The sequence below is a fragment of the Mesorhizobium sp. LNJC391B00 genome (genome assembly GCF_000502535.1).
Lineage (GTDB): Bacteria > Pseudomonadota > Alphaproteobacteria > Rhizobiales > Rhizobiaceae > Mesorhizobium.
Genome location: NZ_AYWI01000004.1, coordinates 1 through 19,590, shown reverse-complemented (window position 1 = coordinate 19,590; position 19,590 = coordinate 1). Strand labels below are relative to the sequence as shown.

Here is a 19,590-nt window from a genome sequence, read left to right as displayed (position 1 = left end):
TTTTCAGTTTCGGTCCCGGAAACAAACCCGGAAACAAAATTTGGCCGAAGTCTCGCCTCCTGCTAAGAGCCGAGGGCGTCGTGCCGGTCCCACTGTGATCGGAAGGCGCGAACAGGCTCACGATATTCACGGCGAGAGGCACATGCATTTCAGATCGGTCTTGAGCGGCACGCTTGCGCTGCTGCTCGTATCAGGCTTCGCGGCTTCTGCGAGCGGCACCGGACAACCCGCGGATAGCGGCTTTTCCTTCCATCTGCCGACGCTCGGCATTTTCGGCAAGAAGGAGAAGCCGGAGCAGCAACAGATCGCGCAGCAGCAGGACGGCACCGCCGCCGCGGGGCTGGAAGATCAGCTCCGGCAGATGAACGGCAAGCTCGAGGAACTCAACTTCCAGATCCTGCAGATGCAGGAGCAGATGCGCAAGCAGCAGGAAGACAACGAGTTCCGCTTCCAGCAGTTGGAAGGCGGCTCCAGCGGGCAGCCGCCGGCCCAGAAGAAATCGGAGGCCGCGCCGCAGGACGGTGGCGCGGGCACCGGCGTCGCCGAGGCCCCGGCAGACCAGGCGCCGGCCGGTGCCGGCGCGCAGTCGGATGGCGGCCAGAGCGTCGGCGAGGTCATCGTCGAATCGCAGACCGGCGATCCCGGCAAGGTGATCAACGGCACGCCGCCCAAGACCTTCGGCACCATTACCGTCGACAAGAACGGCAATGTAATCGACGCCGGCGGCAACACGCAGGCAGCGGCGCCGGCGGAAGGTGCGGCTCCCGCCGCCGAGGCGCCGGCTGCCGGGGCTAAGACCGGCAAGTCGGACGGCACGGTGGTGGCGGCGCTGCCTGCCACCAACAACCCGGAAGAGATCTACCGCAACTCCTACCAGTTCATCCTGTCGGGCGACTACAGCACCGCCGAGCAGGGTTTTCGCGACCACATCGCCCGGTTCCCGAAGGACGCCAAGGCGGCGGACGCGCATTACTGGCTTGGCGAATCGCTGCTTGGCCAGCAGAAGTATCATGACGCTGCCGAGGTTTTCCTCTCCGCCAGCAAGGACTATCCGAAGGCCAAGAAGGCGCCTGACATGCTCCTGAAGCTTGGCGTGTCGCTGGTCGGCCTCAAGCAGAAGGATGTCGCCTGCGCCACCTTCGGCGAGATCGGCAAGCGCTATCCCGATATTTCGGCCGCGCTCAAGGAACGCGTCAAGCAGGAGAGGGCGCTGGCGGCGTGCTAGTCTTTGCCGTGTTGTCCCAGAACCGGGACCACTTTTGCGCGACATGCATTGATGCTCGATACCGAGCCTGACCTTTCGAATTTTTCGCAGATCGACTTTACCAACGGCGCGCTTGCGGCCGTGTCCGGCGGCAGCGACTCGACCGCCCTCCTTCTTCTCCTCAAGGCTCACCTCGACCGCAGCGCCCCGACAGCCCGGCTGCTGGCGGTGACGATCGACCACGGCCTGCGTCCGGAAGCAGCAGCCGAAGCGCGCAGCGTGGCAAAGCTTTGTGCCGAGCGCGGCATCGCGCACCGGACGCTCAACTGGTCCGGCGCCAAGCCGTCGGCCGGCCTGCCCGCGGCGGCGCGCGAGGCGCGCTACCGGTTGCTGGCCGAGGCAGCGCAGGCGCAAGGCATTGGTGTGATCGTGACCGGCCACACCGCCGACGACCAGGCCGAGACCGTCCTGATGCGAGCCGCGCGGAATGACGGGCGAGAGCTTGCAGGCCGAGGTCTCGCCGGCATGGCGCCTGCCACCCTCTATGACTGGCGGACCTGGATCGCGCGGCCGCTGCTCGGCGCTCGGCGCGCGGCGTTGCGCGCCTTCCTGCAGCGCGAACATGTCGGCTGGGCGGAGGATCCGACCAACATCGACACGAATTTCGAACGCCCGCGCATCCGGGCCGTGCTCGGCGAAGACCGGAGCGGGCAGCGTTTTGCCGAAGCGATCGGCCTGGCCAGGCGGGCCGCCGGCGAGCGCGAACAACTCGGTCGCCGCGCCGCCGCCCTGATCGGTGAATTTGCCAGCCGGCCGGCGAGGGGTCTCATCCGTCTCGATCCCGGTCTTGCCGAAGCTGACGACACGCGAGCCGCGGTCTATGCGCTGCGTGTCCTGCTGGCGGCGACGGGCGGCACCGCCTTGTTGCCGGACCAGGCGCGCAGCGAAGCGCTGTTCGAGCAAATGCGGGCCGGTCGGCTTTGCGCCACATTGTCGCGGGCGGTCGTCGATATCAGGCGAAACGGCATCTTCCTGCGCCGTGAATCGCGCGACCTGCCGCGTTCCGCGCCGGTAGCTGGCGCTCTGCTTTGGGACGGTCGCCGGCGGATCACGCCACACATCGAAGCCGGGGCGATCACATTGGACGACAGTCCGGGTGCATGGTTGATCGCGCCGCTTGGCGCCGCTGCCGCCGCCAAAACGCCGATTGCCGGGGATGGCGCGCCGCCAAGCCTTGTGCGCGCCGCCCTGGCTGCGGAACCGGCGCTGTGGCGCGGCGGCGAATGCCGTGGTTTTGCAGGGGATGTAGCGGCGGCGCCGGCAATCGCCGTCAGCCCGGTCGTTGCGCCCTTTGCCCGTTTCCTGCCGTGCTTCGATCTGGTGTTGGCGCAGGCCGTGGCCGAGTTGATCGGCGCACCGCCTGTCCCGGCTTGCCCTTTGGCCGCCACAGTGCCGGTTGATCATGGCGCGAAAGCTTAACCCAGACGTGCTGTTATGCTTGGCAAGGGGGGGCGCTCTCCCTATGTTAGGCGCAAGTTTCCTCTCATGACGCGTGTCCCAGCGGGCACCAACGGGACAATTGATGAATCCGAATTATCGCAATCTCGCGCTCTGGGCGATCATAGCGGTCCTGCTCATTGCTCTCTTCAATCTGTTCCAGACGCCGCAGACTCGCGGGGCCTCGACCGACGTTCCCTATTCGCAGTTCCTGCAAGAGGTCGCGGCCGGCCGGGTCAAGACGGTGGTCATCGCCGGCGCCCGCATCACGGGCACCTACGCCGACAACGCCAATGGCTTCCAGACCTATTCGCCTGGCGATCCGCAGTTGGTCTCGCGGCTGCAGGACAAGAACGTCACCATCAATGCGCGGCCTGAGTCGGACGGTTCCAACTCGCTGTTCAGCTATCTGATCTCCTATCTGCCGATGATCCTGATCCTTGGCGTGTGGATATTCTTCATGCGCCAGATGCAGTCCGGCTCCGGCCGCGCCATGGGTTTCGGCAAGTCGAAGGCCAAGCTTCTCACTGAGGCGCATGGCCGCGTCACCTTCCAGGATGTCGCCGGCGTCGACGAGGCCAAGGAAGATCTGGAAGAGATCGTCGAGTTCCTGCGCGATCCGCAGAAGTTCCAGCGCCTCGGCGGCAAGATCCCGCGCGGCGTGCTTCTGGTCGGACCTCCCGGCACCGGCAAGACGCTGCTCGCCCGCTCCGTCGCCGGCGAAGCGAATGTGCCGTTCTTCACCATTTCGGGCTCCGACTTCGTCGAGATGTTCGTCGGCGTCGGCGCAAGCCGTGTGCGCGACATGTTCGACCAGGCCAAGAAGAATGCTCCCTGCATCATCTTCATCGACGAAATCGACGCTGTCGGCCGCCATCGCGGCGCCGGCCTCGGCGGTGGCAATGATGAGCGCGAACAGACGCTGAACCAGTTGCTGGTCGAGATGGACGGATTCGAGTCCAACGAGAGCATCATCCTGATCGCCGCCACCAACCGGCCCGACGTGCTCGACCCGGCGCTGCTGCGTCCGGGCCGTTTCGACCGCCAGGTGGTGGTGCCGAACCCCGACATCGTCGGTCGTGAGAAGATCCTCAAGGTGCATGTGCGCAACGTGCCGCTGGCGCCGAATGTCGACCTCAAGGTGATCGCACGCGGCACGCCGGGCTTCTCGGGCGCCGACCTGATGAACCTGGTCAATGAATCCGCTCTGATGGCGGCGCGCCGCAACAAGCGCCTTGTCACCATGGCGGAGTTCGAGGACGCCAAGGACAAGATCATGATGGGCGCCGAGCGCCGCTCGTCGGCCATGACCCAGGCCGAAAAGGAACTCACGGCCTATCACGAGGCCGGCCACGCCATCCTGGCGCTCAACGTGCCGTCGGCCGATCCGCTGCACAAGGCGACCATCATCCCGCGCGGTCGCGCGCTCGGCATGGTCATGCAACTGCCGGAAGGCGACCGCTATTCGATGAGCTACAAATACATGATCTCGCGGCTTGCCATCATGATGGGCGGCCGCGTCGCAGAGGAGTTCAAGTTCGGCAAGGAGAACATCACCTCCGGCGCGTCCTCGGACATCGAGCAGGCGACAAAGCTGGCGCGCGCCATGGTCACGCGCTGGGGCTTCTCCGACAAGCTCGGCCATGTCGCCTATGGCGACAACCAGGAAGAGGTTTTCCTCGGCCATTCGGTGGCGCGCACGCAGAACGTCTCGGAAGAGACCGCGCAGATCATCGACGCCGAAGTGCGCCGGCTGATCGACGAGGCCTATGTCACGGCCAAGTCCATTCTGACCAAGAAGAAGAAGGAATGGATCGCTCTGGCGCAGGGCCTGCTCGAATACGAGACGCTTTCGGGCGAAGAGATCAAGCAGCTGATCGCCGGGCAGAAGCCCGCGCGAGATTTGGGGGATGACACCCCCACAAGCCGCGGCTCGGCTGTGCCGAAGTCCGGCCGCCGCAAGAAGGGTCCCGAGCCCGAAGGCGGCATGGAGCCTCAGCCGTCGAGCTGAGCTGACATCACTTGATGCAAGAAAACGCCGCGGCTCAATCCGCGGCGTTTTGCTATTCAGGGTCTCTCAAAGAGCATGCGGGACGGATGCATTTGCTTTGCCGGGGCGCACACCGTCAGTCCGGCCAGCATGTTGCTTGCCCCATCTGGCCAGCGGGATCAGGGCATTGTCCAGCTCGATGCCGAATTCGGTAATCGAGTATTCGACCCTCGGCGGCACCTCGGGAAAGATTTCGCGATGGACGATGCCGTCGGCCTCCATTTCGCGCAGCTGTTGGATCAGCATCTTTTCGCTGATGTCAGGCACCAGCCGCTTCAGCTCACCGAATCGTGCCGGCGCCTTGTGAATCTGCCAGAGCAGTAGCGCCTTCCATTTGCCGCTGATGACCTCCAGCGCCGGCCCCAATCCGCAACTATCTGGCTGTTTCTTTCCCATGTTTCATCCAATTCTGAGCAATCGGTGGGTAGCTTACATTTTTGTCGGTACTTGAGAAAAACCAAGCCGGTCCATAGCTTCAAACCAGCTCGCCGGCATCGGCGAACACCACAACATCATATCGGTACCTCGCTTCGACCTGCAAAGGCCGTCGGCGGCCGGATTTTGTCAAAAACGGATGGATCATGACACGATACGCAAACAAGAAGGCCGTTGTCATCGGCGGGACGCACGGCATGGGGCTCGCCGTTGCCGAAGCCCTGATCGAAAGCGGCGCCGAGGTCCTGGTCACCGGCCGCGACCAGCGCAACATCGAGGCCGCGCGAGCCAAGCTGCTTTCGCGAGCTCATGTCGTGCGGTCCGATATCTCAGACATGGCCGATATCGTCACGCTCGGTGCCGAAGTGGGGCAGAAGCTTGGCCAGATCGACTTTCTTCACGTCAATGCCGGGGTGGCCAATCTCGAACCCGTGGAGCGGGTCACCGAGGACAGTTACGATCGCACCTTCGACATCAACACCAAAGGCGCTTTCTTTACCGCGCAGCGCCTGCTGCCCCACATCAGGGATGGTGGCGCCATAGTCTTCACCTCGTCGATCGCCGACGAATCCGGCACCGGCGGCATGAGCGTCTATTCCGGATCGAAGGCGGCACTGCGCGCCTTCGCCAAGGTCCTGGCCGCCGAGCTTCTGCCGCGCCGCATCCGCGTGAATGTGGTCAGCCCTGGTTTCATCGATACGCCGACGATGGGTGTGGCCGACGCCTCGGCCGAGGAGCGGGCCGCCTTCATGGCGATCGGCGACGCGGTCACGCCGATGAAGCGCCACGGCACGATGGAGGAGGTGGCGCGCGCAGTGCTGTTCCTGGCGTTCGACGCGACCTTCACCACGGGCGCGCGGCTGACCGTGGACGGTGGCCTTGGCCAGGACCTGAGCCCGACACCGGCGTAACCGCGCAACCAAACCAAGGAGAAGCAGAATGAGCGACATAACAGTAATCGGTCTCGGCGCCATGGGCACGGCGCTTGCCGAAGCCTTTCTGAACCAGGGACATGCGGTGACGGTGTGGAACCGTTCTCCGGCAAAGGCTGAGGCTTTGGCAGCCAAGGGCGCCATTGTGGCCAAGAGTGTCGAGGAAGCCGTCAGATGGAGTCCACTGATCGTGGCGTGCCTGCTTGTCTATGACACCGTTCGTGAGGTGCTCGGCCCAAGCCGAGACGCGCTGTCGGGCCGCACATTGGTCAATCTCACCAACGGCACGCCCGAGCAGGCGCGGGCGATGTCGGGCTGGGCGGTGAGCCAGGGCGCCAGCTATATCGACGGCGGCATCATGGCGGTGCCGCCGATGATCGGCGGGCCGCACGCCTTGATTCTCTACAGCGGTTCGCGCCAGGCGTTCGATGCCTGTTCGGGGCAGCTCGGAGCGCTCGGCACCAGCAAATTCCTCGGTGAGGATGCTGGCCTCGCGCCGCTCTATGATATCTCGCTTCTGACCGGCATGTACGGCATGTTCGCGGGCGTTCTGCAGGCGTTGGCATTAACGGGCGCAGCAGGAATCCCGGCCGGCGAGTTCATGCCGCTGCTGGCCTCCTGGCTTCAGTCGATGCAAGGCCTGCTGCCGAAGTGGGCGGAACAGATCGACAGTGGCGATCACACCAGCAATGTCGTTTCCAACCTGGGCATGCAGGCTGATGCCTACGTCAATCTCATCGATGCCAGCAGGTCGGCTGATGTCAGCACCGAACTCGTCCTGCCGATGCAAAGCCTCATGAAGCGCGGGGTGGCTGCCGGCCAGGCCAATGCCGATCTTACAAGCCTGGTCGCACTGCTCTCGAAACAAGGCGCTTGACGGGGCAAGACCCAAGAGAAGGCCCGCCAACCTTGCGGTTGGGGGGCCTTCGATCTTCAAACGCTGCTGGTCGATCAGCTCTTCAGCTTGGCGTTGCAGAGGCTGTAATAGCCGCCGCCCTTCTGGATCCAGCGAAGGCCGTTCAACGTACCCGCGTCCTTGTTGCCGTGGTAGCCCTGCAGGCAGGTCTTCATCCGCGCCTTCGAGGGCTTCTCGGTCTTGAATTCGGCGGCGAGGCTGGTCGGGAATGTCACGCCCGTCGGCGCTACAGCGGGGGCGACCGCCGCGCTGGTTTCCTTCTGCGGCTGCGGCTCGGTTTTGACCGCATCCGCATTGGCACTCTCCGCAGCTGACGTCGCACACTTCTCTGTGCGGAAAGCGGTCCAATCCATGCCGTTCAGAGTGCCGCCTTCCTTGGCTGTGCGATAGGCCTCGCCGCATTCCTTCATCGTCAGTGCGCTTGCAGGGGCGACGCTCCAAGCAATCCATGCCGTCACAGCCAATGCCGCCAATTTCAATCTGGACATAAGACCCTCCTGGTTGACAAAAGTTCGATGTCTTTTTGTATACCATTTGTTCTGCATATGTTCAATTAGAATCTTTGCGAACCGACCATAAGTCTGCGGTGGGCAGTGTGGGCGAATAGATGATGCCGACAGCTTCCGCGATATGTAAACGCGAGCAACGCCAGGTGTCTTCGAGCGCAACAAAAAGGCCCGCGCATGCTGCGATGCGCGGGCCTTTGTCTGGAGAATATGGCTACGCGATCAGCTCTTCAGCTTGGCGTTGCAGAGACTGTAGAAGCCGCCGCCCTTCTGGATCCAGCGCAGGCCATTGAGCGTGTTGGCGTCCTTGTTGGCATAATACACCTCGAGGCAGGTATGCATGCGGCCCTTGGCCGGCGTCTCGCCGGCGTATTTCTTTGAGATCGCGGCCGGGAACTTGACACCTTTGGGAGCGCTGACCGAGGGCTTCTCGGGCTCGCTGGTATAGGTCGCCTCGCTAGGAGCGGGCACGGTGTCGTCGTCATCTGCGCCTGCGCCGCATTCGGCCTTGCGGAAGTCGTTCCACTTCTTGCCGCCCAGCGTATTGGCAGACTTGGCAGCCTGGTACTTGGCGCTGCAATCGGCCATGCTCAGGCCCTTGCCGCTGCTGTCGGCAGTTGCCTTGGTGGTTGCCTTGGCGGGCGCTGCCGCGGCCGAGGCCCCGGCGGCGCATTCGGTCTTGCGGAAGTCGTTCCACTTCACGCCGTTCAGTGTGCCGGCGGCCTTTGCCGCCTGGTATTTGGCGCTGCATTCCTTGGCCGTCAGGCCCTTGGCGCCATCGTCGGTTGTGGCTGCGGCCTTGGTCGTGTCCTTGGCCGGTTCTGCCGCGGCGGATGCGCCGGCGGCGCATTCGGTCTTGCGGAAGTCGTTCCACTTTGCGCCATTGAGCGTACCGGCGGCCTTGGCAGCCTGGTACTTAGCGCTGCATTCCTTGGCCGTCAGACCCTTGGCGCCATCATCAGCAGCGGCGGCCTTGGTCGTGTCCGTCTTGGCCGCAGCGGCCTTCTTGGCCGCCGGCTTTGCGGTCTCGGTGGTGGCCGCCGCGTCGGTGCCGCACTCGGCCTTCCGATACTGATTCCAGGTCTGCCCGTTCAGCGTGCCGGCGTCCTTGGCGGCATTATACTTGGTACTACACTGGGCCATGGTCAGCGCGCTGGCGGGCGCCGCCATGAACAAGGTTGCGACGGCAAGACCCGTCAAAGTTGCAAGTCGGTGGATGAGCATGCGTTTCTCCCGTTGCTGCGCCCATAGGTTGTACCTGTGTAAATCAATAGCTCTCAACGCTAGGCTGCGCCAGATGCTAAACGGCGTTCTCCCGATAAGGTGATGGATCCATTGCGATCTGCCCCCTCCAACAGTCCGGCTTACCGGCCCAATCTGCGCGGTGTGGCCCAGTGTGAATGCTATATTGCGGCAACACCGTGTCATGGTACGTTGCCCAACGCTCCGAACAGCCTGCTACAATGATTTTCTAAGAATTGGTAATATACAATCACACAATGTGATAGTCGGGCTCGGACCAATTGTGGCATTACGAGCCGGCTGAAAAACCGACGGGGATTCTGGCAAGCATGGCAGGACGTTATTTTGGCACCGACGGCATTCGCGGGCGCGCCAACAAGTTTCCGATGACGGCTGAGATCGCGATGCGGGTCGGCATGGCCGCCGGCCTCTCGTTCCAGCGCGGCAGCCATCGCCACCGCGTCGTGCTCGGCAAGGATACCAGGCTGTCCGGCTACATGATCGAAAACGCCATGGTGTCCGGCCTGTGCGCGGCCGGCATGGATGTGTTCCTGCTCGGCCCGATCCCGACACCGGCGGTCGCCATGCTGGTACGCTCGCTGCGTGCCGATATCGGCGTCATGATCTCGGCCTCGCACAATCCCTATTACGACAACGGCATCAAGCTGTTCGGTCCCGACGGGTACAAGCTCTCCGACGAGATCGAGGAGCGCATCGAGAGCATGCTCGACAAGGATATCGAACTGGCGCTCGCCGATTCCGACGGACTTGGCCGCGCCAAGCGCGTCGACGGCGTGCATGACCGCTACATCGAATTCGCCAAGCGCACGCTGCCGCGCTCAATGTCGCTGTCGGGTCTCAGGATCGTCGTCGATTGCGCCAACGGCGCGGCCTACAAGGTGGCGCCAGCAGCACTTTGGGAACTGGGCGCCGAGGTCATTGCCATCAATGTCGATCCGAACGGTTTTAACATCAACAAGGAATGCGGCTCGACCCATCCGGCCGGCCTGCAGAAGAAGGTGCATGAAGTGCGCGCCGATATCGGCATCGCACTCGACGGCGATGCCGACCGTGTCGTCATCGTCGACGAGAACGGCACCATCGTCGACGGTGACCAGATCATGGCGCTGATCGCCGAGTCCTGGCACCAGAGCGGGCGACTGGCCGGCGGCGGCGTCGTCTCGACGGTGATGTCCAATCTCGGCCTCGAACGCTTCCTTGGCGACATGAAGCTGCAGCTGCATCGCACCAAGGTCGGCGACCGCTATGTCGTGGAACATATGCGCGCGCACGGGTTGAATGTCGGCGGCGAGCAGTCGGGCCACATTGTGCTGTCCGATTTCTCGACCACTGGCGACGGGCTGGTCTCGGCTCTGCAGGTGCTGGCCTGCATCAAGCGGCAGAACCGGCCGGTCAGCGAATTGTCGAAGAAATTCGAGCCGGTGCCGCAGCTGTTGAAGAATGTCCGCATCGCCGGCGGCAAGCCGCTTGAGGAAGCCACGGTCAAGGCGGTGATCGAAGACGCGCGCAACCGTCTTGGCAAGGCCGGCCGCCTGGTCATACGGCCCTCCGGCACCGAGCCGCTGATCCGCGTCATGGCCGAGGGCGACGACCCGCAGCTGGTCGAGGCCGTGGTCAACGACATCGTCGACATCATTTCGGAAACGCGCAGCGCCGCCTGATTGCGCTGCCTCCAACGGCAGGGGCGAACTGCCGGCTCAAGACTTCAAGCCCGCCTGCAGGCGGGCTTTTTGTTTCGGCCAGGGTTGGTCCCAGCGTTATGCCGGCGGAGACTGTTTGCTAAAATGTCGAGAATTCGTGGTTAATCGACAGGGTTAAACGCCTTTTAACTTTTCCAATTCATTATCCACAACTGAGGTCAATCACATTCGGGCAAGTTGGACTTTCCCGACGGTTCTCAGGGGTGACAAACATGTTCAATACAGCAAAAAAGGCCCTCCTTGCCGCGCTGTTCGCAGGTGTGGCCGGGCCAGTATTCGCCGCCGATCTGGCGGAGCCGCCGGTGGTCGAAGAGGCGCCGGCGCCGATCGCCTACGAGCAGCCGGCCGATTTCGGCGGCTGGTACATCCGCGGCGACATCGACTATCATAAATCGGATTTGCGCGGCATCGACTATATCACCTACGGGCCGCCTCCCGGCAGCAATGTTTTCGATTCCGGCGAGCTTAAGGGCGGCTTCTCACTCGGCGCCGGCATTGGCTACAAGATCAACGATCATTTCCGTACCGACCTGACAGCCGACTATTGGTTCGCTTCGGACTTCAACGGATCAACCAACGATGGCGTTACGACATCGGTCGAAGTGTCGAAAATGAGCGCATTGCTGCTCTTGGCCAACGCCTATTACGATATCGGCACCTGGCACGGCATCACGCCTTATGTTGGCGCTGGCATCGGCGGCGCGCACGTCAAATGGGATACCGTCCACGACCCGAACACAACCGAGACCAACCCCGGGTCGAAGAATTGGCGCTTTGCCTACGCGCTCATGGCCGGCGCGTCCTATTGCCTTACCGACAGGGTGATCCTGGATGCCGGCTATCGCTACTCTCACATTGAGGGGGGCCGCATGTTCGACTTCGACGTGAGCAGTTCCGGGCCCGGCTTCGACCATGGCATCAACACACATGAGGTACGAGGCGGTCTGCGCTATCAGTTCGGCGGCAATAATGGTTGCACATCGCCGGAGCCCTACGTTCCAGAGCCGGAGCCGATCTACACCAAGTAGTCGCTTCGAAATCCAGGAATTCGCGAACCGCCCGGTCTTGCCGGGCGGTTTTCGTTTGCCGATGCTTGCGCGTTTTCAACCGGCCGCGTGTGCCGAAGAAACCCAATTGAAATCAATTCGGTACGCCGCGTTATCCTTAACCCGCACTTAACCACTATGGTTAACAATGCCTACTGAAACGGCGCTTGCGATCAAAATGACGGGCGCCAATTTCAGGAGCCGGGGACCCATGAATTTCAAATCGCTGACAGCGCCGGCGCTCGCCGCACTCGTCCTTGTGCCGCTGACGCCGGCGCAGGCCGCGGACTACGATCCGCCGATCTATGTCGATCAGGCGCCGGACTATCAACCGGTCGAGGTCGGCTCGGGCTGGTATCTGCGCGGCGACGTCTCTTATCTGGCGCAGAAGAGCTACGAGGATCAGGATTTCACCTTCGCCCCCGCGAGCTTCAGCGAGAAGCAGGATCCGGCCTTTGCCAGCATCGGCTTCGGCTACCACTTCAACGACTATCTGCGCGGCGACGTCAATCTTGGCTATCTGCCCGGCAACAAGATCGGCGTCGGCTTTGACGATTCGGCGACGCCGCCGCCGGGTGGTGCGACCATCGCGTCGGCATCGCTGCAAAATTATTCCCTGTCGGGCATGGTCAATGGCTATGTCGATCTCGGCACTTATGTCGGGATCACGCCCTACCTCGGCGCCGGCATTGGGCTGGTCCGGAGCAAATACAAGCTGTCGGCGAGTTACTTCACCGACAATGTCGACCCTACGGATGATTTCGTCCGGAACGACAACAAGACCCAGTATTCCCTCGCCTACACGCTGGATGCGGGCCTGGCCTATCAGGTGACCAAGAATGTTTCTGTAGATCTCGGCTACCAGTACTTCTCCGCGCCGGATGCCGAATATGTCACGGCCGAGAGCCTGACCTCCTATCCGATCCGCAAGGGCATCAGCAATCATCAGGTCAAGCTCGGCCTGCGCTACGACCTCTGGTAGGAAGCTTGCTGTTCGGAAGCCCAACGGCGGATCTCTTCGATCCGCTGTTTGCGTTTTAGCCCACGACATGCTGATCCCGTATCGCCGGTATGCCGCCAGCGACAAAAACTTTCCTCTTGACGCCTGAGGGCTGAACGCATATCGCCGTCCGTGGGCCACCCCTCCCCAACGAGGGGCCACTATCTGGAAGGATAGACCACGATGACGACGCATACGAAGCCCGGACTCCGTCCGGCAAACCCCAATTTCTCCTCAGGTCCCTGCGCAAAACGCCCCGGCTGGTCGGTCGAGGCACTGAAGAATGCTGCGCTCGGCCGTTCCCACCGCGCCAAGATCGGCAAGACCAAGCTCGAACAGGCGATCGAGCTGACGCGCGAGATTCTCCAGGTTCCGGCGGATTACCGTATCGGCATCGTGCCGGCGTCGGACACGGGTGCTGTCGAGATGGCGCTGTGGTCGCTGCTCGGCGAACGCGGTGTCGACATGGTGGCATGGGAAAGCTTTGGCTCCGGCTGGGTGACCGATGTGGTCAAGCAGCTGAAGCTCGCCGATGTCAGAAAGATCGAGGCAGGCTATGGCGAGCTGCCGGATCTCACCAAAATCGATTTCGACCGCGATGTGGTCTTCACATGGAACGGCACGACCTCGGGCGTGCGTGTGCCGAATGGTGATTTCATTCCAGCCGACCGCAAAGGCCTGGCCATCTGCGACGCGACCTCGGCCGCATTCGCTCAGAGGCTCGATTTCCAGAAACTCGATGTCGTCACCTTCTCCTGGCAGAAAGTGCTGGGCGGCGAGGGCTCACACGGCATGCTGATCCTGTCGCCTCGCGCCGTCGAGCGACTGGAAACCTACAAGCCGGCGTGGCCGCTGCCGAAAATCTTCCGCCTGACCTCGGGCGGCAAGCTGATCGAAGGCGTCTTCAAGGGCGAGACCATCAACACGCCGTCGATGCTGTGCGTCGAGGACTATCTCGATGCGCTTCATTGGGCGAAGTCGATCGGCGGTCTCGATGCGTTGATTGCCAGAGCCGATGCCAATGCCGCCGTGCTTGATGGCTTTGTCGACAAGTCGTCCTGGCTCGGCCATCTTGCTGTCGATGCGGCGACACGGTCCAACACGTCCGTGTGTCTGTCCTTCACCGACGCCGATGTCGCGGCGCTCGACGCCGACGGACAGGCGGCCTTCGCCAAGGCGATCGTCTCTGTGCTCGACAAGGAAGGCGTCGCGTACGACATCGGCTCCTATCGTGACGCACCTCCCGGTCTGCGCATCTGGTGCGGCGCCACCGTCGAGACCTCCGATCTCGAAGCGCTGCTGCCTTGGCTCGACTGGGCCTTCGCCACGCAGAAGGCTTCGCTGAAGGCCGCAGCCTGAGATTTCGTGTTGCCTGCGGGCCGCCCTTTCCCGACAATCCAATTCAAGGAGGCCGCCATGGCGCCCCGCGTTCTCGTCTCTGACAAACTCTCCACCACCGCCGTCCAGATATTCAAGGACCGCGGTATCGAGGTCGACTATTTGCCCGATCTCGGCAAGGACAAGGAAAAGCTGCTCGAAGTCATCGGCCAGTATGATGGCCTTGCCATCCGCTCGGCGACCAAGGTCACGGAAAAACTGATCAACGCAGCGACAAGACTCAAGGTCGTCGGCCGCGCCGGCATCGGTGTCGACAATGTCGACATCCCCGCGGCGAGCCGCAAGGGCATCATCGTGATGAACACGCCCTTCGGCAATTCGATCACCACGGCCGAACATGCGGTGGCGATGATCTTTGCACTCGCCCGGCAGATCCCGGAGGCCAATGCCTCGACCCATGCCGGCAAATGGGAAAAGAACCGCTTCATGGGCGTCGAGATCACCGGCAAGACGCTGGGCGTCATCGGCTGCGGCAATATCGGCTCGATCGTTGCCACGCGCGGCGTCGGCCTGAAGATGCATGTCGTCGCCTTCGATCCGTTCCTGTCGGACAAGCGCGCCGAGGAACTCGGCGTCGACAAGGTCGAGCTGGACGAGCTTTTCGCCCGCGCCGATTTCATCACGCTGCACACGCCGCTGACCGACAAGACGCGCAACATCATCGACGCGGCGGCGATCGCCAAAATGAAGAACGGCGTGCGCATCATCAATTGCGCGCGTGGCGGGCTCATCGTCGAAGCCGATCTGGTCGCGGCGCTGAAGAGCGGCAAGGTGGCGGGCGCCGGCGTCGATGTGTTCGAGGTCGAACCGGCGGAGAACAACGCGCTGTTCGGCATGGACAATGTGGTGGCAACGCCGCATCTCGGCGCCTCGACAGCGGAAGCACAGGAAAATGTTGCGCTGCAAGTAGCCGAGCAGATGGCCGACTATCTGATCAAGGGTGCGGTTTCGAATGCCATCAACATGCCCTCGATCACGGCCGAGGAAGCACCGCGGCTAAAGCCGTTCGTCAAGCTCGCCGAAGTGCTCGGCGCCTTTGTCGGCCAGGTCACCGAGGACCCGATCAACGAGGTCGAGATCCTGTTCGACGGCTCGACCGCGACGATGAACACGCGTGCCTTGATCAGTGCCACGCTTGCCGGACTGATCCGGCCGCAGGTCGCCGACGTCAATATGGTGTCGGCGCCGATCATGGTGAAGGAGCGCGGCATCATCGTCGCCGAGGTCAAGCGCGACAAGTCGGGCGTGTTCGACGGCTACATCAAGCTGACGGTGAAGACCGAGCACATGACGCGCTCGATCGCCGGCACCTGCTTCTCCGACGGCAAGCCGCGCTTCATCCAGATCAAGGGCATCAATCTCGACGCCGAGGTCGGCCAGCACATGCTCTACACAACCAATGCCGATGCGCCCGGCATTATCGGCCTGCTCGGCACGGTGTGCGGCGAGAACGGCGTCAACATCGCGAACTTCCAGCTCGGCCGCAACCGGCCGGGCGGCGACGCGATTGCGCTGCTCTATCTCGACGCGCCGTTCCCGGAGAAAGTGCTGGAACAGGTCAAGGCGCACAAGTCGATCGACTCGGCCAAGCGGCTGCAGTTCGATGTCAACGCGATGTAGTTGACGGGCATGGCGGATGCGGCGGTCCTCCCCCCATCATTGGGGCGGCCGTCGCAGAGGCCGGTTCAGGTCAATTCGTCTGAGCCGTCGGAGACGCCCACGCGATGCCGATAGACCAGTTCCCAGCCCTTCCAGCCTGTAAACAGCAGGACCAGAACCACGATCAGCGACAAGATAAAGCCGGTCGGAATCACGGCCGCCGCTCCACCGACATAACGCGAGTACCAGTTATAAAGCTCGATCAGCACGACGAGCACGTTGCCGCCGGCATGGAGCCATGCCGTCGTGAGATTGCGGATCTGAACATCGCCGAGGACATCCGTCAGGCCGGTAAGAGCGGCCAAGGCGCCCATGATCAGGCCGGCGCCGAGAAGCCAAAGCGATCCGCTGACCCACCCGGGATCGGCTGTTTGCCAGAAAATCAGATCGCAAACGAAGGTGCCGACAAAGAAGGCGATCGGAAACGGAATCAGCATTGGATGAATGGGGTGACCGGCAATGCTTGCTGTGCTGCGAGGGTTATGGCTCATCTTGTTGCCTCCCACGCAAGCAAACTCCGCCAGAGGTAAAATGTTCCAGGTCGGCGCGCGGCAGCAGTTATCGCGACGGCGGCGCAGCGCGGCAGCGGCCAAATGTCATCCGCAGCGGTTCGGTGCCGACATCTTGCGCCCGCTGTATTCGGCGAGCGAAATGCCGCCCAGCACCAGGGCAAGCGCCAGCGCCTGGTAGAGCTGGAATGTCTCGCCGACGATCAGCACTGACAGCAGCGTGCCGAAGATCGGCACCAGATTGATGAACAGCCCGGCACGGTTGGCGCCGATCAGTTCGTTGCCCCTGATGTAAGTGATCTGCGAAATGACCGAAGCGCCGATCGCGGTATAGACGATGACCACCCAGCCGCTGATATCGGGGACGATAACCTTGCCGGCGGCGACCTCCCACAGGAAGAACGGCAGCGAGGTGATGAGGGCAGCGATCGCCAGGGACAACATCAGGCTCTGCCAGCGCATCACCGGCTTCAGCCGCAGCCCGACCGAATAACCGCTGTAGAGGACGACCGCGACCAGCATGATGGCGTCGCCGAAATTGAGTTCCAATGTGAGCAGCCGGCGCGGATCGCCGTGGCAGGCAGTCAAGATGACGCCGAAGATGGTCAGCACCACGCCCGCAATCTGCGCCCAGCTCACGCGCAGGCGGAAGAAGAAGAAATTGGCAATGATGATCAAGACCGGCATTGCCGCCTGTTCGATCGAGACATTGATCGCGGTCGTGTAGTTGAGCGCGGTGTAAAAAATGGTGTTGAACAGAGTGAAGCCGCTGGCGCCAAGTGCAGCCAGCACGAACCAGTGTTTGCGCACCACCTGCCAGTCCTCCCTGATCGTGCGCCAGCCGATCGGCAGCAGGATCGCGACGGCCAGCACCCAGCGCAGGAAGACCAGCGTCATCGGCGAGACGTGATCGACCGCCAGCTTGCCGGCGACGGAATTGCCGCCCCACAGCAGGGTGGTCAGCAGCAGGAACAGGTAGGCGCGTCGATGCATGCGGGATTCCGGCCGCTTGGGGAGTTGTGTTTGCCGGCCTATTGCCCCCGCCGACGCAAGTAAATGATGTCAAAGCCGAAAATTGTTGTGCCTCAGGGCATTTTCGGCGGCAAAGAAAGGTCGCGCTTGCGAGGTCTTGACGCTATAGAGGCCTGTCGTTTCGAACCATATCCAGGCCGCCAGGGCGGCATCTCAAGGGAAAAGAAACATGGCCAATGTGGTGGTCGTCGGCTCGCAATGGGGCGACGAAGGCAAGGGCAAGATCGTCGACTGGTTGTCGGAGCGCGCCGACGTGGTCGTGCGCTTCCAGGGCGGCCACAATGCCGGCCATACGCTGGTCGTCGACGGCAAGGTCTACAAACTGTCGCTGCTGCCGTCGGGCGTGGTGCGGCAAGGCAAGCTGTCGATCATCGGCAATGGCGTCGTCTTCGACCCGCACGCCTTTGTCGCGGAAGTGGCGAAACTCAAGGCGCAAGGCGTCGAGGTCACGCCGGACCGCCTGAAAATAGCCGAAAACACGGCGCTTATCCTGTCGCTGCACCGGGAGCTGGACGGATTCCGCGAGGACGCCGCCTCCAATTCCGGGACGAAAATTGGCACGACGCGTCGTGGCATCGGCCCAGCCTATGAAGACAAGGTGGGCCGGCGCGCGGTTCGGGTGATGGATCTGGCGGATTTGGAAACGCTGCCTCTCAAGGTCGACAGGCTGCTGACGCATCACAATGCGCTGCGTCGCGGGCTTGGCCATGGCGAAGTCACGCATGAGGCGATCATGACCGAGCTGACCTCGGTCGCCGATGAGATCCTGCCCTATATGGACCGCGTCTGGAAAATCCTCGACGACAAGCGCCGCGCCGGCGAACGCATCCTGTTCGAGGGCGCGCAAGGCACGCTGCTCGACATCGACCACGGCACCTATCCGTTCGTCACCTCGTCCAACACCGTTGCCGGCCAGGCAGCCGCCGGCTCGGGGGTGGGCCCCGGCGCCATCGGCTATGTCCTGGGCATCACCAAGGCCTATACGACGCGTGTCGGCGAAGGCCCGTTCCCGACCGAGCAGAAGAACGAGATCGGCGAATTTCTCGGTACGCGTGGCCACGAATTCGGCGTCGTCACCGGGCGCAAACGCCGTTGCGGCTGGTTCGACGCCGTGCTGGTGCGCCAGGCCGTCGCCGTCAACGGTATCAAGGGCATCGCCCTGACCAAACTCGACGTGCTCGACGGGCTGGATGAGATCAAGGTCTGCACCGGCTACCGTCTCGACGGCGAAACGATCGACTATCTGCCGGCCAGCCAGGGCGCGCAGGCGCGTGTCGAGCCGGTCTACGAGACGCTCGAAGGCTGGAAAGGCACCACAGCCGGCGCGCGCAGCTGGAACGACCTTCCGGCGCAGGCCGTCAAATATGTCCGTTACATCGAGGAGCTGATCGGGGCACCCGTCGCGCTCCTTTCCACCAGCCCGGAACGGGACGACACGATACTTGTGACCGATCCGTTTCAAGACTAGTTTTCTGAAGCCTTTCCGGGCATCGCGGCCGATTTGCGGGGGCCGGCGCGGAAACAAAATACAGGTCGACTGAAGCATGGCAGATTTCGTTGCTATTCTGAAAAAGGCGCTCGACAAGCACGGCGACGAAACGCCCGAAAAGCGTACGCGGATCTATGACAGCGTTCGTACCATGCTGGCGAAGAAGCTTGCGGAGTATTCGCCGCCGCTGGCCGCCGAAGCCATAAGCACGCAGAAGCGATCCCTGGAAGATGCCATCTCGAGCGTCGAGCGCGACTATGCCAGGGCACTGCCGGCATCCGACCCACTGGCGGAGCTGGAGCACATCTTCTCCTCCATCGACCGCAACAAGAACCAGTCCAGTCATGTAAAGCCTTCCGCCACGCCTGCGCCGGCCTGGCAGCCGGCGAAACCCGTGCAGCCGGCGCCGACCGCCAGGACAGAGCCGAGCTGGCAGAGGCCCGCGCCGACACCGCCTGCAGGGCGTGCAGAAACCATCGACAAGCAAGCCGCGGAGCTGGACGCCGACGACGACAGCGCCGATGTCTTTGCCAATGACGAGCAGCCGGCGGCGGACACGTTCCAACGCCTGCGCCCCGCCGAGCGCAGGCGCAGCTATGGCGGGTTGATCGCGGCTGTCGTCGCGCTTCTGGTGGTCGCCGGCGGCGGCTATGGCATCTGGCTGAACAAGGATGCCTTTGGCTCGATGCTGGGCCTCGGCGGCGACACCAAGACGGTCTCGACCGAACCGCTGGTAAAGCCGGCGCCGGCCAAGCCCGCGGCCGATGCACCGGCACCGGCCGCTGCCGGCGAGGGAACGAAGTTCACCCAGCGCCTGTCGCCCGAAGGCGGTGAAACCGACCCCGGTCCCGCGGCCGGTCAAAGCGGCATCGGCGAGGGCGAGTCCGTCGCCGCGCTGACCACACCGCCCCCCCCGGCTCCAGCGCCACCTGCGGCTCCAGCGCCTGCGACCCC

The 19,590-nt window shown here is 62.9% G+C and carries 15 protein-coding genes and 2 pseudogenes; 12 read left to right on the top strand and 5 right to left on the bottom strand.

Going from position 1 to position 19,590, the window contains the following annotated elements:
* Nucleotides 1-142 precede the first annotated feature (142 nt).
* The 3 genes from ybgF (at nt 143) to ftsH (ending at nt 4,712) form a co-directional block, all read left to right on the top strand.
* Nucleotides 143-1,225, top strand: coding sequence for a tol-pal system protein YbgF (gene ybgF, locus X750_RS153690; RefSeq protein ID WP_023726183.1), 1,083 nt, complete (start codon nt 143-145; stop codon nt 1,223-1,225).
* 51 nt (nt 1,226-1,276) lie between these two features.
* The gene (tilS, locus tag X750_RS153695) at nt 1,277-2,683 is read left to right on the top strand and encodes a tRNA lysidine(34) synthetase TilS (RefSeq protein ID WP_023747284.1); all 1,407 of its coding nucleotides are present in this window, start codon (nt 1,277-1,279) and stop codon (nt 2,681-2,683) included.
* A gap of 103 nt (nt 2,684-2,786) precedes the next feature.
* The gene (gene ftsH, locus X750_RS153700) at nt 2,787-4,712 is read left to right on the top strand and encodes an ATP-dependent zinc metalloprotease FtsH (RefSeq protein WP_023673598.1); all 1,926 of its coding nucleotides are present in this window, start codon (nt 2,787-2,789) and stop codon (nt 4,710-4,712) included.
* Between the two features lie 66 nt (nt 4,713-4,778).
* Here the strand turns inward: ftsH and X750_RS153705 are convergent, their stop codons facing one another.
* The gene (locus X750_RS153705; protein WP_023673597.1) at nt 4,779-5,117 is read right to left on the bottom strand and encodes a helix-turn-helix domain-containing protein; all 339 of its coding nucleotides are present in this window, start codon (nt 5,115-5,117) and stop codon (nt 4,779-4,781) included.
* 215 nt (nt 5,118-5,332) lie between these two features.
* Between X750_RS153705 and X750_RS153710 the strand changes: the two genes are divergently transcribed.
* Nucleotides 5,333-6,097 carry an SDR family oxidoreductase gene (locus X750_RS153710; protein WP_023747283.1) on the top strand — a complete coding sequence of 255 codons (765 nt, stop codon included), beginning with the start codon at nt 5,333-5,335 and terminating at the stop codon, nt 6,095-6,097.
* 19 nt (nt 6,098-6,116) lie between these two features.
* Nucleotides 6,117-6,995: pseudogene (locus X750_RS153715) on the top strand (NAD(P)-binding domain-containing protein); the annotation flags it as partial.
* Between the two features lie 74 nt (nt 6,996-7,069).
* Here the strand turns inward: X750_RS153715 and X750_RS153720 are convergent.
* Both X750_RS153720 and X750_RS153725 read right to left on the bottom strand, forming a co-directional pair.
* The gene (locus X750_RS153720) at nt 7,070-7,522 is read right to left on the bottom strand and encodes a hypothetical protein (RefSeq protein ID WP_023747281.1); all 453 of its coding nucleotides are present in this window, start codon (nt 7,520-7,522) and stop codon (nt 7,070-7,072) included.
* A gap of 240 nt (nt 7,523-7,762) precedes the next feature.
* Nucleotides 7,763-8,764, bottom strand: a complete 1,002-nt coding sequence (locus X750_RS153725; protein ID WP_023747280.1) for a hypothetical protein — start codon at nt 8,762-8,764, stop codon at nt 7,763-7,765.
* A 347-nt stretch (nt 8,765-9,111) separates the two neighbouring features.
* Here X750_RS153725 and glmM point away from each other — a divergent pair, with 347 nt between their 5' ends.
* The 5 genes from glmM (at nt 9,112) to serA (ending at nt 15,567) form a co-directional block, all read left to right on the top strand.
* Entirely contained in the window at nt 9,112-10,464 is a 1,353-nt protein-coding gene (glmM, locus tag X750_RS153730) for a phosphoglucosamine mutase (protein ID WP_023673591.1), read from the top strand.
* A 251-nt stretch (nt 10,465-10,715) separates the two neighbouring features.
* Complete coding sequence (locus tag X750_RS153735) at nt 10,716-11,531, top strand: outer membrane protein (RefSeq protein ID WP_023684191.1); 816 nt, start codon at nt 10,716-10,718, stop codon at nt 11,529-11,531.
* A gap of 229 nt (nt 11,532-11,760) precedes the next feature.
* Nucleotides 11,761-12,531: an outer membrane protein gene (locus X750_RS153740; protein WP_023684192.1), complete on the top strand. Its 771-nt coding sequence runs from the start codon at nt 11,761-11,763 to the stop codon at nt 12,529-12,531.
* A 201-nt stretch (nt 12,532-12,732) separates the two neighbouring features.
* The gene (locus tag X750_RS153745) at nt 12,733-13,908 is read left to right on the top strand and encodes a phosphoserine transaminase (protein WP_023747279.1); all 1,176 of its coding nucleotides are present in this window, start codon (nt 12,733-12,735) and stop codon (nt 13,906-13,908) included.
* A 57-nt stretch (nt 13,909-13,965) separates the two neighbouring features.
* On the top strand, nt 13,966-15,567 hold the full coding sequence (serA, locus tag X750_RS153750) for a phosphoglycerate dehydrogenase (protein WP_023747278.1): 1,602 nt from the start codon (nt 13,966-13,968) through the stop codon (nt 15,565-15,567).
* A 65-nt stretch (nt 15,568-15,632) separates the two neighbouring features.
* Here the strand turns inward: serA and X750_RS153755 are convergent, their stop codons facing one another.
* Nucleotides 15,633-16,097: a DUF2231 domain-containing protein gene (locus X750_RS153755; protein WP_023747277.1), complete on the bottom strand. Its 465-nt coding sequence runs from the start codon at nt 16,095-16,097 to the stop codon at nt 15,633-15,635.
* A 105-nt stretch (nt 16,098-16,202) separates the two neighbouring features.
* Nucleotides 16,203-17,108, bottom strand: coding sequence for a DMT family transporter (locus X750_RS153760; RefSeq protein WP_023747276.1), 906 nt, complete (start codon nt 17,106-17,108; stop codon nt 16,203-16,205).
* Between the two features lie 208 nt (nt 17,109-17,316).
* Between X750_RS153760 and X750_RS153765 the strand changes: the two genes are divergently transcribed.
* Together X750_RS153765 and X750_RS153770 are read left to right on the top strand one after the other, a co-directional pair.
* Complete coding sequence (locus tag X750_RS153765) at nt 17,317-18,615, top strand: adenylosuccinate synthase (RefSeq protein ID WP_023684197.1); 1,299 nt, start codon at nt 17,317-17,319, stop codon at nt 18,613-18,615.
* A 76-nt stretch (nt 18,616-18,691) separates the two neighbouring features.
* Nucleotides 18,692-19,590 (top strand): annotated as a pseudogene (locus tag X750_RS153770) (hypothetical protein); the annotation flags it as partial.